The organism is Nonomuraea sp. NPDC004702 (assembly GCF_053601695.1).
On record NZ_JBSGCE010000054.1, the window covers coordinates 18754 to 35176 of the forward strand.

The following is a 16423-nucleotide window of genomic DNA, read 5'->3' on the forward strand; positions in this document are numbered from 1 at the left end:
TGATCATCCTGGCCGGGTACCACTGCGCGTCACCGAGGCGAAAGGACCGCCATGTCCGGGGAGACCAGCAGGCGAGAGCACACCGAGGTCGTGGTCATCGGAGCCGGTCCGGCCGGGCTGACCCTGGCGAGCCTGCTCCGCCAGGCCGGCGTCGAGTGCGTGGTGCTCGAACGGCAGAGCCGCCCGTACGTCGAGCAGCGCCAGCGCGCGGGCATCCTCGACCACCACGGCGCCCGCGTCTTCGAGGAGTGGGGCCTGGCCGACACCGTCCTGGCGGGCATGCCGCAGGAGACCAGGTTCGAGTTCCGCGTCGACGGCGAGCGGCGCTTCCTCGACGTCCCCGCGATCACCGAGGGCCGGACGGGCCGGCTCGTGCCGCAGCAGGTGCTCGTCGGCAGGCTGCTGGCGCGTCTCCTCGAATCCGGCGGCGACCTGCGGTTCGAGGCGGCCGAGGTGACCCCGCGCGGCGTCGACGGGTCCGCGCCGACGGTCGCCTACCGCGACGCCGGCGGCGTCACGCACGAGATCGCCTGCTCCTACGTCGCCGGCTGCGACGGCCACCACGGCGTCAGCCGGGCCGGCGTGCCCGCGCACGCCCTCACCACCTACTCCCACGACTACGGCATCGGCTGGCTGACGGTGCTCGCCGACGTCCCGCCGCCGGGCTACCCGCTGATGGCGATCACGGCCCACGGGTTCGCCGCCCACTTCCCGCGCGGCCCGCGGGCCAGCCGCTTCTACCTCCAGTGCACCCCCGACGCCACCGCCGCCGACTGGCCCGACGAGCGGATCTGGGCCCAGTTGCGGCTGCGCCTGGCCGACGACGGCCTGCCGGACGGCCCGATCGGGGAGAAGGCGTTCGTCGAGATGCGCAGCCACGTCGTCGACCCGATGCGCTACGGCCGGCTCTTCCTGGTGGGCGACGCGGCCCACATCATCACACCCATGGGCGGCAAGGGCATGAACCTGGCGGTCGCCGACGCCGACGTGCTGGCCCGCGCGCTGCGCGCCGCCCTGCGCGAGGGCGACGAGGAGCCGCTGGCCGCCTACTCCGCCACCTGCCTGGAACGGGTGTGGCACCACCAGGAGTTCTCCCGCTGGATGACGGAGATGACCCACGAGGCCGGCGACGAGACGCTGGCCGGGCCGTTCCGCCGCCGGCTGGCCAGGGCGCGGCTCGACCGGCTGTTCACCTCGGGCCCGGCGGCCCGCGCCTTCGGCGACATGATGGCGGGCGGCTGACGAGTTGACTTGAACCGCGGTTCAAGTATGACGATCGTCCCCATGAGGATTCATCACCTGAACTGCGGATCCGTACGGACGATCGAAGCCACCTACGACGGCCCGCCCGCCGCCCCCGCCGTGAACCACTGCCTGCTGGTGGAGACCCCGGCCGACGGGCTCGTGCTGGTCGAGACGGGCCTCGGGCTCGGCAATGTGCGCGACCCGGCCGGCACGCTGGGCGCCGACTGGGTGGCCATGGCCGAGCCCGCGCTGGAGGAGGAGGAGACCGCCGTACGCCAGGTCGCCCGGCTCGGCTACCGCCCGGACGACGTGCGCCACGTCATCGTCACCCACCTCGACGTCGACCACTGCGGCGGGCTGCCCGACTTCCCCGGCGCGCGGGTGCACCTGCTGGCCGCCGAGCTGGAGGCGGCGCTGGCCGAGGCCCCGAGCTACCGCTACCGCCCGGCCCACTGGGCGCACGGCCCCGACTGGGTGACCTACACCCCGGAGGCGAACGACGACTGGTTCGGCTTCGCCTCGATCAAGCCCGACGGGCTGCCCGAGGACATCAGGCTGGTCCCCCTCGGCGGGCACACCGCCGGGCACACCGGCGTCGCCGTCCGCGAGGGGGACCGCTGGCTGCTGCACTGCGGCGACGCCTACTACTACCACCGCGAGCTGCAGCCGGACCCGCATCCGCACCCGCTGATGGACGTCGTGCAGACCCGCTCGGAGGTCCATCACGACCTGCGGCTCGGCACCCAGGCCCGGCTGCGGGAGCTGGTACGGGACCACGGCGACCAGGTGAGCGTCTTCTCGGCCCACGACCCGTGGGAGCTGGCCGCCGCGGTGGCCGGTTGATCAGACGCGGTCGGCCGCGATGAGCAGGTACTGGAAGCTGCCGTTCTTGTAGGCGTCGAGGAAGGACTGCTCGATGCCCGTGGCCAGGTGGGTGCGGGCGCGCAGCTCCCAGTACGGGATCGTGGCCGCCGTCAGGTCGACGACGCTGACCGGGACCAGCCGGTTGGCCGCCATCTGCTCGAAGTACGTGCTGCGGGGGTGGATGTCGCAGATGTAGTGGGCGTTGATCTGGCTGACCGCCCGGGACGGCAGGCCGTAGGCGTCGTTGTAGCAGCCGGTGACGCAGACGTACCGGCCGCCCCGGCGCAGCAGCCGGGCGTGCTCGGCGAACAGCAGGGACAGCTCGACGTACATGGTGCTCTCGTTGTTCCAGCTGGCCTGGAACGATCCAGTCTCGAAGCCGGTCTCCAGCATGTTGCGGAAGTGGAAGCGCACCTTGTCGTCGACGCCGCGCTTCTTGGCCTGGTCGTTGGCGAAGGCGACCTGCGACTCGGAGATGGACACGCCGTCGACCTCGCAGCCGTACCGCATGTTGACCAGCAGGCTGCTGCCGCCGCGGCCGGAGCCGGCGTCGAGCACCCGGTGGTGGGGTTCGAGCGGGCCGAGATGGCTGATCAGCAGGTCGGCCTGGGCGGTCTCCAGGCGGTGGAGCTCCTTGACGATGCGGTCCTCGCGGGTGTCCTCGGGGCCGTCGAGTACCGTCCAGTTCACCTCGCCGATGCCGTAGTGGTGGTGGTACAGGCCGTCGACGTCGCCCAGGCGCAGGTTGACCGGGTTCTTCTCGGCGTTCCAGTAGCTGGCGACGGAGTGCTGGTAGTGGCTCGTGAGGACGGGGGACTGGGTGTTGACGGTCACCTGGGAAGAGCTCCTTCCCGGCCGGGGGCGGCCGGTCGTCATGAGTGGTAGCGGCTGCTGCTGCCGTGCCATTCGAGGCAACCGGCCATCCAGCCCTGGGCGCCGCGCAGGAATCGCTGCAGTTCCACGGAGGGAACGGCGGCGAGCTCGCGCTGGCTGGTCTCGAAGCCTTTGACGAAGTCGTTGTGCAGCGCGACGGCGCGTTCGGTGGCCTCGCGCGTGGAGCACTTCTCCTCGCCCGCGATGAGCAGGACGACGTTGGAGTCGGGCAGCTCGTCGGCCGCCTCCCGCGCGACGGAGTGGAGGTCGTTGACGATGACGCTGGCCGTGCCGGCCTGCATGAGCGCGGTGTGGAAGCGCCGGTCGTAGAACAGGTTGGCGGGCAGCTCGTAGGCGGCGACGACGTCGATGAGGGTCATGGAGGTGTAGAAGCTGTCGTGCTGCCGGGCCGCGAGGTAGCGCCAGACGGGCGGCGGGGTCTCCAGGTAGCGCCAGGCGGCGTAGGCGGTCCAGCTCACGTACATCTGGAAGGTGGTGTTGCAGGCCCGCATGACCTGTGACGGGGTGCCGTGGCGGGACAGGTGGCCGGTGGCCGAGCGCAGGGAGACCAGCACGGGGTCGGCCTCGATCGCCGCTTCGAGCTGCTCGGTGTACACGCCCGCGGGCGGGGGCGGGTCCATGGCCGACATGACGAGCGCCAGGCGCGGCGGCAGCTCGGTGGGGCTCGCGCCGAGCTCGGTCTCGTCGGCGTAGTAGTCGTCGGCCGCCCACCAGGCGGTGTTCATCTGCGCCGCGATCAGCAGCAGGTCGGGGTCGTCGCTGTCGGGATGGGCGAGCATCGCCAGCCGGCCGAACCCGGTGGCGGCGAACTCGTCCATCCGCCCGGCGTGCAGGCCCACCTTCTCGGCCCACGCCACGAGCCGCCGGTCGACCTCCGCGCCGAGCGCCGGGTCGTCGCGGACCGTCTCGGGGCAGTAGAGCGGCGGGTAGGAGCCGTCGCCCCACTCCCGCTCGACATAGGGGATCGGGACCGGCAACTGCCTGGGCGCAGAGGGTGGAGCGGGGATCGGAAGGTGGAGCGCGGAGGTTCCGAGGCCGGTGGGGCCGGTCGGGAGCCGCGGGACCGCGGCGTACTGGGGCATGGCGCGCCTCTTCCCTGAGGAGGAGCAGGACATTACCGAAAGTAGTTATTCAGCTACTAAAAGTAGAGTAGCCAATCGGTAATGAGAGCCTTACCCTCCGGGGGGCGCACTCTGCCGGTCAGGGCCTTGTGTGCAGGCTTTCGAAGTCGTCGAGGCTCTTGCGGTAGAAGGCCAGGTCGTCCTCCAGCTTCGCCCGGGTCAGGCGCTGCGGCTCGGTCTCGCGCACGGTGCGGCCCAGCTCGCTCCAGAAGGCGTCGGGCGGCAGCTCGGCGGCCTCCGGCGGGAAGAACTTCAGCGCCTCGGCCAGGGCGTCGGCGGCGAAGCGCCAGCCGGTCGCCACGGCGTCGTACCGCTCGGGGGAGGCCGGGCCGGCGGCGTAGAACAGGCCCTCCTCCAGGGCCCGGCTCGCGTACGTGGTGGCGATCAGCACCCACTGGCCGGGGTCGAGCAGCTCCGACAGGCCGGTGCCGAACGTCGCGCCGGTCTCCCTGGCCGCCCGCTCGGCCTCGACGGGGACCTCGACCTCCACGTCGCCGAGCCGCACCCGCAGGCTCTCGGCGTCCTGGTCGACGGTGGCGTCGCGCGAGGCGCCCGGCGTGCCGGAGTGGGCCACCAGGTCGAGGTAGACGTACGCCTCGACGAGCGAGCGGCCCAGACCCTGCTCAGGCATACTCACCCGCCAGCGCCTGGTAGGTGTCGCGGACGACCAGCAGCCGGTCGAGCTGGAACCTGCCGGGCTCGGCCGCGCGCACCCCCTGTCCGCGTTCGGACCAGAACCCGTCGTCGGGCACCGCGTCCGCGCCCGCCGGCACGAACTTGACGACCTCCTCCACCGCCGCGGCGGCGATCCTCAGCGTGCGCAGGGCCTCGGCCCGGTCGGCCACCGGCACGTCGCTGGCCGTCAGGTCGGCCACCCACAACCACTCGCCCGCGTCGAGCAGCTCCGACGGCTCGGGGCCGCCGAACGTCGGGAACCCGGCGGGCAGCACCGGACGCTCCGGCAGCCCGAACACGAACTCGCGCGGCGTGCCGCACTCCTCGCACGGGCCGAAGTAGCGGTTGACCAGCTCGCCCTCGACGTCGACCAGCCCGTTGCGCCAGGTCGTGTCGGTGGACCCGCAGGCGCAGGGGTTGAGGTCGAGGTAGAGATGCGCCTCGTCCCTCGTCCGCGCCACCGCGAAAGTCATAGCCGTCCTCTCCTCGGGGTTCCCATGATGCCCGACGTCCCGCCTGTCACACCGCCACCGCCTCGGGGTCCGGCGTCACCAGCGGGGTGTCGTTCAGCCGGAGGCCGCACACGCAGGGGCCGTCGTCCGGGCACACGCACTCGCCCTCGGGCGGGTTCCAGCCGGTCGTGTTCGCCAGCGCGCGGACCTGGTCCAGGATCGCGGACCAGTCGCGAGGGCGGCGGCCGTCCGCCAGGGTGGCCAGCTCGTCGGCCACCTGCGGCGGAAGCAGCCGCAGGATCTCCGGGCGGGCCCCGGTGACCAGGTCGAACAGCACGCCCAGGCGGCCCGGGCGCTGCCTGGTGTTGGCCACGCGGGCCTGGCGCACGGCCTCGTGCAGCTCGGCCAGCTCCTGGCTGTCGGCGGGCGGCAGGCCCAGCGCGCGGGCGACGGCGGCGGCGGCCGTCCCGGCGGCGGCCCGCTCGTTCGCGCCGACCGTGCGGGCCGGGTCCACGTCGTAGGTCAGCACGCCGGGGTCGGGCTCGCCGGACCCGGGCCGCCGGACGTCGACGGTGATGGGCGCCCGGCCGGGCAGCACGATGTCGAGCAGGCCGGGGCCGTGGATCACGACGCGCCCGCCCATGAGGGCGGCGGCCCGTACGACGGCTCCGGCGGCGGCCGTCTCGGGGAGCGTCGCGTGACCGCGGATCGCCGTGACGTCAGCGGGCGTGAGGTCGCCCGAGCGGGACAGCTCCGCCAGCCTGGACGGCGCGCCCTGCTGGTCGCCGGTCAGCCCCAGCCGCCGGGCCTCCTCCTGGAGCGCAGCCCGTTCGGCGCGCGAGCGGATCGGGCCCGCCTCGGCGACCGCCCGTGCCAGCCCGCGCAGCCGGGCCAGCGCCGCCGCCTCGGCCGGACCGGGCCGCCCGCCCTCGGCGGGACGGGCCTGCGCCGGACGGCCGGTGGCGGGGTCGCCGGCGAGCGTGGCGGCGTGGGCCGCGACGTGCTCGGCGACGCCCGCCGTGGCCCTGGAGCCGGCGTCGGCGGGCACCCGCAGCGTCAGGTGGCCGGGAGCGCTCGACTCGACGGTCACCCCGTCCGCGCCGGGCGCGGCCTCGGCCAGGGTCAGCGTGAACTCGCCGCCGGGGGTGGTCACCGTGAACGTGTCCGCCGGCCCCACGTGCGGGGCGGCGCCGTTGGCGGGAGCGGCTCCCGGGGTGATGGCGGGCACGCCGGCGATCGCGGCCAGTTTGCCCAGGCCCGGCGGCGAGGTGTCCAGGCCGGTGGCCGAGCCGCCGTTGAGCAGGCGGGCGATCCGGCTCTGCGGCTCGGGGGCGGCCGGCGCGCGGGGCCCGGTGCCCCACGGCGGGGCCGGCGGCGTGTGGCCGCGCCGGCGGATGTCCTCGGCGACGGCGTCGATCGCCGCCGCCAGGCGCTCGCGCCGGGCCGGGTCGGTGGTGGCGTGCCACTTGTCGGACAGGTGGGCGTGCTCGTCCATGCGGGGGAGCAGGCACAGGTCGGTGCCCTCGGTCTGCTCGCCCTGCGGCGACGTCCTCAGCACGCCCTGCGGCATGCCGGCCGCCGCCGCGGTCGCCGCCTGGACGACGTGCGAGAGATCGTGGACCAGGACCGACGACACCAGGTCGGGATGCACGCGTCCCCAGATCCGCAGCAGGTGCGGCTCCTCGGCCGTGCCCGCGCGCGGCACGGTCAGCGCGTTCAGGCCCTCGCCCGGCTCGCCGACCTCCACGCGGACGTGCTGGTCGGGCGCGCCCGGCACCTGGACGGTCAGGACGTCGTCCCCGGTCCAGCCCACGTGGGCGGCGGCGCCGCCGAGGTCGACGGCGGACAGGGGCTGGCCGCGCAGCTCGTCCATGCTCAGGTCGGGCACCCCTTCGGGGCGCGACGACCTGCTGAACGGCGTGTTCTCGATCGCGGGGGACGGCATCCCGGCGGCCGGCGTCACGCCCTGCGCCACGCTGCCGCCCACCGGGTTCGTGTGCTCGGCGGTGGCGGGAGCGGGCCAGGCGGGCGGCGGCGCGGGCGCGGGGAGGGCGTCGAGGGCGGCGAGCGCGGTCTGGACCTGCTCGGTGAAGGTGCCGGCCGTGGTCGGGTTCATGAAGACGTCGCGCAGGTCGAGGCCGACGCCGCGGGCCGCGTCCAGCAGGTCGGGCGTGAGGCCGGCGATCGACTCGGCGAAGCCGCCGTCCAGGGTCTCGCTGTACAGCGAGCCGTCGGGCATGACGCGGTAGCGGTGGAGGCCGTCGGCCTCCCAGACCGCCACCCGGGCGACCTCGCCGCGGTCGCGGGCGGCCAGGCGGGCCTCCTGGAGGGTCTGGATCGGGTTCTGGTTCTCGGAGGCGGGCACGAAGGTGAACGTCGCGGGCGGCGGGCCGCCGGGACGCGGCGGCCCGAGCCGTACGCCCGCCGCCATGCGCTCGCGCAGCTCCTCGATCTCCTCCCCGAACATGATCACGTCCACCTCGCCGGTCGAGGCGGACGGCAGGTGGACGGGGTCGCCGACCGGGTGCTCGTTGCCGTCGCGCAGCCGCGCCATGTACTGGAAGTCGAGGTCGTAGTCCACCCGCAGACGTACGGTGTAGAGCTTGCCCTTCTCGAACATGCTGCGCTCGCGGCGCGCCCCGTGGTGGTCGCTGACGCTCTCGGACGTCTGCTCGCCGCCCTTGACGCCGCCGTTGACGCCGGTCGACTTATCCGACCCGTTGACGCCCCAGCCCAGCGGGGTCGTCCGCCCGCGGGAGACGGTCACGTTCTGGGCGTCGGCCTGGCGGTCGACCTGGCCCTTCTCCCCGTCGTACGGCCCGGCCACGATCGTCAGGTCGGACAGGCGGGCGTGGGCGGTGACCGTCACGCCCTGGTCCTTGAACTTCTGCCTGGACACCGGGACGATCGGCTCGCCTGAGGGGTCCGTCATCCGTTCGAACGCGGTCAGCAGCGCCGACGGCGCCAGCCGCCTGATCAGCTCGGGGCGGCGTTCCTGCACCGCCGCCGCGCCCAGCATCTTGGTGAGCTGGGCGGTGACGACCTCGTACAGGCTGGGCTTGGCCGGGCTCTCCCACAGCGCCGCCGGGAAGAAGCCGGGATGCAGCTCGGCCTGCCGGGGGTCGGTGTTCATGACGACCGGCCCCGGATCCTCGCCGGCGGGCCTGGTCATGCCGGTCGGGATGCGCCGCACCAGCGTGGCGTTGTAGACGACCGGCGGCGTGGCGCGCGGCTTGCGCTGGAGCGTGTCGGCGGTCTTCTTGGCGCCGGCCGGGATCCTGCCTCCCCGCACGGGACGGCGCTCCACCTCGATGACGACCCGCATCTGCTGCTCCACCTGGGTCAGCCCGTTGAACAGGCCGATCCGCTGCAGTCGCGTGTTCTGGTGGTTGGTGGAGCCCGAGTACCCGCGTCCGCGGTCGGTGGACAGGCCGCCGCCCTGGCCGCCGGCCGGGTCGCCGGTGGACGAGTCGAGGCCGGCCGAATAGGACCCGTTGTACGACTCCGAATGCGTCTGGTCGGTGTACCGGTAGTGCTGGACGATCAGACCGGCCTGCGATGTCTGACTGAGCATCCTGGCCGCGCGCGGGTCGCCGACGGGTTCGAGGCGTACCCTGACCGTCACCTCCTCGGCCTGCGTCACCTGCGCGCCCTGCTGGACGTGGTAGCTGCGTTCGAAGCCCCTCGACGACCACATGTCGGCGACGTGGATCACCGCGGCGTCCTCGGAGAAGTCGACGTTCAGCTCTTCGGCGAGGGTGGTGCTCTCGTCCAGCGCCCCGGGCACGGCGTCCTGCACGGCGCTCCGGACCGCGTCGATCACGTCGACCGGGTTGCCGTTCTCGTCCGTCAGGGTCAGCGACTCGGTCGCGCTCGGGCCCACCGACCGGTCGTACGGCGCTGCGAGCACCACGTCCCTGGAGCGTTCGAGCTGCTCGGCGGCGTCGTCCAGGGCTTGGTCGAGCTTCTCCTGCGGGCTTCCCGGGGCGGGGGAGCCGAGGTCGGCGACCTCCTTGAGCTTGGTCAGCAGGGCCTGCGGGGTGTGGCGCTCGGTGTACTCGTTGGTGACCCCCGACTGCGCCATGTCCTTGACGTAGCGCTGCACCAGCGGGACCGCGATGCTCCGGTCGAGGGTCAGGCTGCCGTTGAGGAACCGTTCGACCGCGTCGCCGACCAGGTGGAGCGGCAGGTCGAGGTCGCCTTCCCCGTACATCAGCAGCGCGTCGTCCTCGGCGACCGCGAACAGCGCGGTGCCGGAGACGGTCTCCGTCCTGGACCCGCTGACGGTGATGCGCTCGCCGGTCGGCACCCCGTGCTCGGCGCTCTCGGAGCCGGTGAGGGTGAGATCGACGGTGCTGCGCAGCATGTAGTGGCGGCCGAAGTTGATCAGCAGTTCCTCGCTGCCCCAGATGTCCGTGAGCGCGGTGGACTCGGACGTGCCGCCGGACCGGGAGGGCAGCGAGAGCGAGCCGCCGTCGCTGGTCGTGCCGCCGTCGTCGAGGTCGGAGGCGCTCGTCGACATCCCCGCGGACAGACCGGACGAGCCGCCCCACGAGATCCCCGCGCTGCCGAGCCCGAACTTGATCTTGCCGGTGACGTGGTCGACGACGCCCACCACCTCGGTCTCGCCGATCTCGCCGGACACCGACAGCGACGAGCGCGTGGGGCCGCCGTTCGGCCGGATCGCGCCGTCCGTGGTGAACGGCCGGTTCAGCAGCTTCGGATGGCCGACCAGGTTGCGCACGTTCAGGAACGTCATGAGGTGCTGGAGGGCCACGGAGTCGGCGGTCGTGCCGCGTGGCAGCACCTGGCGGGCCGCGTCCAGGGGACGGCCCACGTCCACGTGCAGCAACTGTGCGATGGACCTGAGCTTCGGGGACATCCGCCCGATCGGCGCGGGCGGCGTCTCCTTCGTCGACGGGAGCAGGTCGGCGGCGAAGACGAGCTGGGCCGAGCCCTCGGCGGTCGCGATCGTCGTCGTCGTGCCGTTGTGCAGCAGGGCGGCGGTCATGTGGTGGCCCAGCTTCAGGATCGCGACCGGGCCGTTGCTCTCCTCCAGGGTCACGATGTTGGTCGTGCCGCCGGCGCTGGAGCCCGCCGTACGGGTGCGGTTGCCGCCGCCGTTGACGCCGACCTCGTGCGTGAGGCCGTCGTGCCCCTTGTCCGGGCCGTCGCTCTCGCTGACCGACGCGCCGCCGCTGTACGTCCTGGACCTGCTGATGCCGCGGGCCGAGGTGTCGGAGCCGATGTCGAGGTTGACCACCGTCTGGGTGTCGGTGTGACCGACGTAGGTCACGTTCTTGAAGTCCTGCTGCAGCGACAGGTGCAGCATGTAGTGCTCGGGGGCGGCGTTGAGACCGTGCAGCGTCAGGTCGAGGACGATGCCGTCCTGAGCCAGGGAGTCGTAGGCGGCGCGGATCCGCTGCTCCGACAGTTGCTCCAGGAGCTCCTGCCGGTTGAGGATCTGGCTGGCGCGGGCGAGATCGTTGGTGGCGTACTCCGGCACGCCGTTCACGACCTTGGGGATGACCCCCCGCTCGGCCAGCTCCTCCAGGACCTTCTCCCGGAACTCCGCCAGCCCCTCGATCTCCTCCACCAGGGCCGGGCCCGCGCCGCGCATCTTCCCCGGCCCCTCGCCGAGCCATATGGGCAACTCCGGCTTGCGGCCGGGCGGCGGGGCGGGGTTGGGGTCGCCGCGCAGGACCGGCTCGCCGTTGGCGTCGGTGACCGGCTGTCCGTTCTTGCGGACCAGCGCGGCGCTGTCCACGGGCAGGCCGAAACGGAAGGCGGCCTTCTCGCGCATGTCGGCCAGCGCCGTGCTGCGCACCGGCGTCAACGTGACGGGCGGCTCGCCGAACCGCTCCACGGTGAACGTGGTGACCACCACGAGCCGGTAGCTCTGCTTGGGGTGGGTCATGCGGCGCACGCTGGGGTGGATCGCCTGCTTGTTGGCCGTGGCCGAGTACGACCGCGACGCCCCTCTCGCCCCGTTGGCCTTGGGGCCGATCGTGGGATGGTATGCGCCGAGGTCCACGCCCTCCAACCCCGGAGCCTTGAACCCGGCCGAGGCGTTGCCTTCGAGCGAGGCGCCCGAGGACGCGCCCGCGGGTGTCGCGACGAAGTCGACCAGCACCTCCTCCTCCCACTCCTCGGAGGTCGAGCCGCCGACCGGCTGGGAGAGCTCCACCACGACCCGGCTCTCGGCGCGTACCCGGACCTGCGGCTCGCCGTTCTTGGTGAAGACGCGCTCCAGCCCCTCGTTGACCGCGGTCCGCAGGTTGTGGGGCAGGTTATGGGTGACGAACCCGCGCAGCGCGTCGCGGGCCGAGGTGCCGATCTGGGCGTAGTCGCCGCCGAGCACGTCCGCGAGCATGTCGACGGCGCCTTCCAGGTCGCTCATGCTCTGGACGACGACGTTGGGCATCTCCTTGCGGCGCTTGGCCCTGTCGATCCACTCCAGCTTGCGCGGCGGCTGGTCGGTGGCGGAGTGCGAGAACCACAACCGCTGGCTCGACGAGTCGCCGGGAGCGCCGGAGTCGACCGTGACGGTGCCCCGCCAGTTCTCGTCCTGGCCGGTGCGGATCTCGGCCGTCCAGGTGGCGGCGGCGTCGAACAGCAGCGACTCGCTCCGGTTGTCGGTGACCGAGCCCGTCTGGGCGAACATGCCGGCTCCGCCGGTGTTCGACCAGTTGCGCCCGATCGAGGCGCCGAGGCCGACGCCCAGCAGTTGCGCCATCGTCCTGGCCACGTGGTCCTCGGGCAGGAACTGGGCCAGGACGCTGGTGTCGAAGCCCATCGACAGCCCGCCGCTGCCCGCCTGGCTGACCGAGGCCGTACGGCCGGCCTGGTGGAACAGGCCCACCATCATCTCCGACCCCTTGATGGCCGGATCGAGCACCTCGACCAGGTCGGCGAGCGTCAGCTTGATGCGCACCTCGGCCGCCTTGCCGTGGTGCCCCACCTGCACGACGAGGCCGTCGGCGGAGACGGCCTTGTGGAAGTCCGCCCGGATCGCCCCCTCCAGCTCGTGCGTCGTGAACCTGTGGCCGATGCCGTTGTCGGCCAGCAGGTCGTTGACGGCGGTGGTGAGGGCGGACACGTGGGCCAGCCGGCCCGTCGGCTGGGCCGCGGCCAGGTTGATCTCCTGGGGCAACGCGGCGGCCAGCGCGTCCAGGTACGCGGCGTGCTGCTGCAGGACCTGGTTGGCCAGCCGCTCGGCGACGGGCCGCATGCCGACCGGCCCGGCGGGCGCGCTCGGGTTCTCGATCTCGTTCAACGCCGTGAGCAGCTGCTGGTACGTCTGCCGGGTCCGGGTCGCCTCGCGCAGCGCGACCTCGTACGCGTCGGCGATCCTGGTGTGCCGTTCCCGGGTGGCGCGATGGGTACGGCTCTCCTGCCGCGCCTTGCGCGCTCGCTCCGCGTGGCCCTGGTCGTGCTGCCGGTCAGCCTTCCGTGCCTCCTGCCGCGCTTTGCGGATCGCCTCCTTGGCCTCCTCGGCGCTCTTCCGCTTCGCCGCGATCTGCTCCTTGAGCGCCTGCTCGGCCCGCTGCAGCGCGTCGATGACGGCCGGCAGCTCCTCGCGCGCGGGGCGGCCCTGCGGCACCGGCGGCGCGTGGGTGGGCCGGGACCCCGGCTTGGGGGCCCACGGTGGCAGCGGCGGGGTGTGGCCGCGGTCGGTGAGCTGGCGGGACACGCCGTCGATGTCGAGGGCGAGCAGCCGCTGCTCCTGCGGCGTCTGCGCGGCGTGCCACTGCTCGGCCAGGAACGCCAGCTCGTTGAGCTGGGCCTGGGCGCACATGTCCTGCGTGGGCTCGCTGGTCGCCGGCTTGCGGCGCAGGAAGCCCCGCCGCTTGGGGGCGGTGTCCTCCTGGAGCTTCTGCAGGGTGTCGGTGATCTCGTGCAGCCAGACCCGGGAGACCTGGCTGGGGTTCATGCCGGGGGCGAAGTGCACGACGTGGGCGTGCTGGGCGTCCTCGCCGGTCGAGAGCTCGGTCTCGCCCATGAGCCCCTCGGTCATCTCGCCGACGACCGGGCGGAAGTGGTGGGTGCCGTTGTTCCTGGTCCGGACGACGAGCGTGCCGTCGGCCGACCAGGTGATGTCCTGCACGTCCTGGTTGAGGAAGTGGGACGTCCGCAGGGCGTCGGCGCCCTCCTGGACCTCGTCGGGCTGCAGCGAGGTGCCCGGCCGGGCGTCGGGGACGTGCCGGGTGCCCGGGACCGGCCTCGACGTGACCGTGCCCGGCCTGCTCGTGGCGGGCTGCCGGGTCTCGCCTGTCTCCTGGGCCAGCAGCACCAGCGCGGTGGCCTCGGCCTGCAGCTCGTCGGCGTCGGTGACCTCGTCGGCGCGGGTGTCCAGGGCGGCGCGCACGCGTCGCATGGTGGCGGCGCGGATCACCCGTACGCTGCCGTCGGGGGAGGGGATGAGGAGGTCGCCGTTCGGGCCGACGACCGCGCCGGGGAAGTCCACGGTGAGCGAGTTCATCAGCGCGTTACGGGCCCGGACGGTCGCCAGGACGGGCGTGGGCGGCGGCGCGTCGTCGGGGGCGGCGGCCGACGTGGTGGCGGGGGTGTCGTCGTTCTGCGGGGCGGCCGCTCCCTGCTGGTCGCCCTGCTGCGCGATCGGCCCCTGCTGGTCGTCCTGCTGAGGGCTCTGCTGGTTGTCCTGCTGATTGTCCTGTTGTGCGTTTTGCTGGGCGTCCTGCTGGGCGTCCTGTTGTGCGTTTTGCTGGGTGTCGGGCTGAGCGTCTGGCTGGGTGTCCTGCTGGGCTGCCGGGGCGGGCTGGGCGTCCTGCTGGGGAGCCGGTTGCTGCTGGTCCTCCTGCTGGTCGTCCTGCTGGTCGTCCTGCGAGTCGTCCTGGTTCTGGGAGTCGTCCTGGGTCTGGGGGGCGGCGGTGGTCTGCGGAGCCGGTGCGGAGCTGGTCTTCGCCTTCGGGTCCGGGGCCTGCGGCGTCGTGTCGGAGTCCGCCGCGGTGTCGTCGGTGGTGTCGTCGGTGGTCTCGGCCCGGGGCTCGCGGTCGGTGTTCTGCCGGTCGTCCCGCGAGGTGGAGCCGCGGCGCGGGCCGGCGTCGGAGTCGGGGGCGGCGGACGTGCCGCGCCTGACGTCGTCGTTCTGGCTGGAGGAGGACGCGCCGGCCTGCGCCGCCCCGGCGGGGACGACGGGCCCGCCGCCCGAAGGGGCGGGGCTGCCGGCCGGCGGGTTCCCGCCCCCGGCGTTGGGGTCGCCGCCACCCGCGCGGGCGGCGTCGGTACGGGCGGCGGTGTCGTAGGCCGAGGCCAGGGCGGTGACCGGGTTGGCCAGCGTCGTGTACACCTCGGGGTTGAACGGGCTGATCGACCCGGTACGCCCCGCGCCGCCCATGAAGCCGCCCATGATGGCGTCGGCCGTGAACGGGTTGTCCCACTGGCCGTACACCAGGCCGTTGGCGAAGAAGCTGCCGACCGGGGAGGCGATCGTGTTGGTCAGGCCGGTGGTCATCGCCCGGCCGGGGAAGCCCGGCATGTGCCGGGTGACTTTGGAGATGGGCCCGGACAGCGCGGTGCCGGCGAGCGCGCCGCCGCCGGCGCCGATGATCGCGGCCTGGGACTTCTTCCAGTCCCATTCCTTCCTGGTGCCCATCTGGATCTGCTGGTACTGGGCGCCGGCGTCGATGAAGAACTCTTCGCCGATCTCCTCGATCAGCTCCTTGCCGATCGCGGAGCCGAGCAGCCGGGCGATGAGGCCGCGCCCGGTGGCGCCGCTGAGCGCGGTCACCCGGGCCAGTTTGCCGGCGCCCACCTCCCTGGCGCCGATCATGGCGAGCCGGACCAGGATCCGGCTGATCGCCGCGCGGCCCGCGGCCGCGTACGGCCCGATGATCGCCGTCGCGGAGCCGGCGGTGAAGAAGGCGGCGAAGAGCGCGATGGCGATGGCGACGACCGTGACCCAGAACGCCACGTTGACGGACAGCTTGGAGTACTGGGTCTCGACCGCGAAGTTCTCCGACTGGCTCAGGTAGTTCTGCGACTTGCCGGCCGCGCCCGCCATGCCGGCGCCCTGGCCGTACAGGTACTTGGCGCGGGAGACGAAGTCGGCGCTGGCCGGCGAGGACCAGCCGGTCGCCACGGTGCGCACGGCCGAGCCGGCGCGCGGCGCGGTGCCGATCGCCCCGGCGGCCAGCGCGTGGTAGGCGTGGGCGAGCTTGGACATCCCGCTCTCGCTCGCCTCCGGCCACTTCTGACCGGCCGACAACATCGGGATCAACCAGTTGACCACCCAGTCGGGCAGCACCTCGGTCTCCCAGACCGGCTCCACGTCCCGGTCGATGCGGACCGGGGGCTGGATGGTGGGCACACCTGACGAACCGTAGGAAGTCGGCCCTTGGGGGCCGGTCGCGCTGTGCGTCACGCGTCAGACCTCTCGTGCTTTGAGGTCTTGCTCGATGGCGGCGTCCACGCCGAGGGTGTTGTCGATGCTCGCGCGCAGCCTGCCGCACGCGTCCATCATCTGCTTGGACAGCTCGACGCACTGGTTGAGCATGCGGTTGGGGCCGTCGTCGCGGAAATGGGAGTTCATGAACGCCTGGCCCTCGGCGCCGTTGCCCCAGGGCGCGGCGGCCAGCGCCTCGACGACCGCGGCGACCAGCCGCTCGGACTCCTTCTCCCAGTCCTCGGCCACGGTGGTCCACTGGGAGATGCCCGAGTCCACGACGGGCTTGATGATCTGGGTGCCGTCCCAGGGCCTCATCGGCTGCCTCCCATGCGGTCGGCGAGCCGGGCCATGACGGTTTCGAGATCGCCGCTCAGATGCGCCTGGAAGTCCTCGCGCGGGATCACCGGCTCGAAGATCTCGGTGACGCGCTCCTGGGCGCGCTCGGCGGCCAGCCGGGTGGTCTCGGCGATGGTGTCGGCGAGCTGACGGGCGTCGGGGCGGCGGTAGATGCGCGGGTCGAGGTCGAGCCGGATCAGCTCGCCGCGCGAGCCGACGGTGACCGACACCAGGCCGTCCTTCGAGGTCTCGGTCACCTGGACGGCCTTGGCCTGCTGGTGCAGCTCCATGCCCACGTCCTGGATCTGGCGGAACATGTCGCGCAGCTCGTCGCCGTATGCCCGCATCCCCGCCACGTCAGGAGAATCCATGACACCCCCGCCCCCATGCCGCGTGTTTCTTACGTCACATCCACCTTTCAGGTCAGT

8 protein-coding genes and 1 pseudogene are annotated in these 16423 nt (G+C 72.9%); 2 read left to right on the forward strand and 7 right to left on the reverse strand.

Annotated features, from left to right (window positions below; all coding sequences use genetic code 11):
- Window positions 1–24: 24 nt before the first annotated feature.
- Both ACWEJ6_RS41445 and ACWEJ6_RS41450 read left to right on the forward strand, forming a co-directional pair.
- A pseudogene (locus ACWEJ6_RS41445) lies at window positions 25–1242 on the forward strand (4-hydroxybenzoate 3-monooxygenase); the annotation flags it as partial.
- A 42-nt stretch (window positions 1243–1284) separates the two neighbouring features.
- Window positions 1285–2088 (forward strand): MBL fold metallo-hydrolase, encoded by an 804-nt coding sequence (locus tag ACWEJ6_RS41450; RefSeq protein WP_452431089.1) that lies wholly within the window; start codon window positions 1285–1287, stop codon window positions 2086–2088.
- Here the strand turns inward: ACWEJ6_RS41450 and ACWEJ6_RS41455 are convergent, their stop codons facing one another.
- The 7 genes from ACWEJ6_RS41455 to ACWEJ6_RS41485 form a co-directional block, all read right to left on the reverse strand.
- Complete coding sequence (locus ACWEJ6_RS41455; RefSeq protein ID WP_387681689.1) at window positions 2089–2985, reverse strand: geranyl diphosphate 2-C-methyltransferase; 897 nt, start codon at window positions 2983–2985, stop codon at window positions 2089–2091.
- Window positions 2982–4085 carry a family 2 encapsulin nanocompartment cargo protein terpene cyclase gene (locus ACWEJ6_RS41460; protein WP_452431090.1) on the reverse strand — a complete coding sequence of 368 codons (1104 nt, stop codon included), beginning with the start codon at window positions 4083–4085 and terminating at the stop codon, window positions 2982–2984. The genes ACWEJ6_RS41455 and ACWEJ6_RS41460 overlap by 4 nt, the downstream gene beginning before the upstream one ends.
- A gap of 118 nt (window positions 4086–4203) precedes the next feature.
- On the reverse strand, window positions 4204–4755 hold the full coding sequence (locus ACWEJ6_RS41465) for a hypothetical protein (RefSeq protein WP_452431091.1): 552 nt from the start codon (window positions 4753–4755) through the stop codon (window positions 4204–4206).
- Window positions 4748–5272 (reverse strand): hypothetical protein, encoded by a 525-nt coding sequence (locus ACWEJ6_RS41470; protein WP_387681680.1) that lies wholly within the window; start codon window positions 5270–5272, stop codon window positions 4748–4750. The genes ACWEJ6_RS41465 and ACWEJ6_RS41470 overlap by 8 nt, the downstream gene beginning before the upstream one ends.
- A 46-nt stretch (window positions 5273–5318) precedes the next feature.
- Window positions 5319–15581, reverse strand: coding sequence for a WXG100-like domain-containing protein (locus ACWEJ6_RS41475; RefSeq protein ID WP_452431092.1), 10263 nt, complete (start codon window positions 15579–15581; stop codon window positions 5319–5321).
- A gap of 57 nt (window positions 15582–15638) precedes the next feature.
- Window positions 15639–15974, reverse strand: coding sequence for a hypothetical protein (locus ACWEJ6_RS41480; RefSeq protein WP_358296389.1), 336 nt, complete (start codon window positions 15972–15974; stop codon window positions 15639–15641).
- Entirely contained in the window at window positions 15971–16366 is a 396-nt protein-coding gene (locus tag ACWEJ6_RS41485) for a YbaB/EbfC family nucleoid-associated protein (RefSeq protein ID WP_352360836.1), read from the reverse strand. The genes ACWEJ6_RS41480 and ACWEJ6_RS41485 overlap by 4 nt, the downstream gene beginning before the upstream one ends.
- Window positions 16367–16423: the final 57 nt, after the last annotated feature.

What these genes read in the sequence shown, in the direction of transcription:
- ACWEJ6_RS41450 (WP_452431089.1), top strand. Translation starts at nt 1,285, where the DNA reads ATGAGGATTCATCACCTGAACTGCGGATCCGTACGGACGATCGAAGCC.
- ACWEJ6_RS41485 (WP_352360836.1), bottom strand. Translation starts at nt 16,366, where the DNA reads ATGGATTCTCCTGACGTGGCGGGGATGCGGGCATACGGCGACGAGCTG.
- ACWEJ6_RS41465 (WP_452431091.1), bottom strand. Translation starts at nt 4,755, where the DNA reads ATGCCTGAGCAGGGTCTGGGCCGCTCGCTCGTCGAGGCGTACGTCTAC.
- ACWEJ6_RS41470 (WP_387681680.1), bottom strand. Translation starts at nt 5,272, where the DNA reads ATGACTTTCGCGGTGGCGCGGACGAGGGACGAGGCGCATCTCTACCTC.
- ACWEJ6_RS41480 (WP_358296389.1), bottom strand. Translation starts at nt 15,974, where the DNA reads ATGAGGCCCTGGGACGGCACCCAGATCATCAAGCCCGTCGTGGACTCG.
- ACWEJ6_RS41460 (WP_452431090.1), bottom strand. Translation starts at nt 4,085, where the DNA reads ATGCCCCAGTACGCCGCGGTCCCGCGGCTCCCGACCGGCCCCACCGGC.
- ACWEJ6_RS41455 (WP_387681689.1), bottom strand. Translation starts at nt 2,985, where the DNA reads ATGACGACCGGCCGCCCCCGGCCGGGAAGGAGCTCTTCCCAGGTGACC.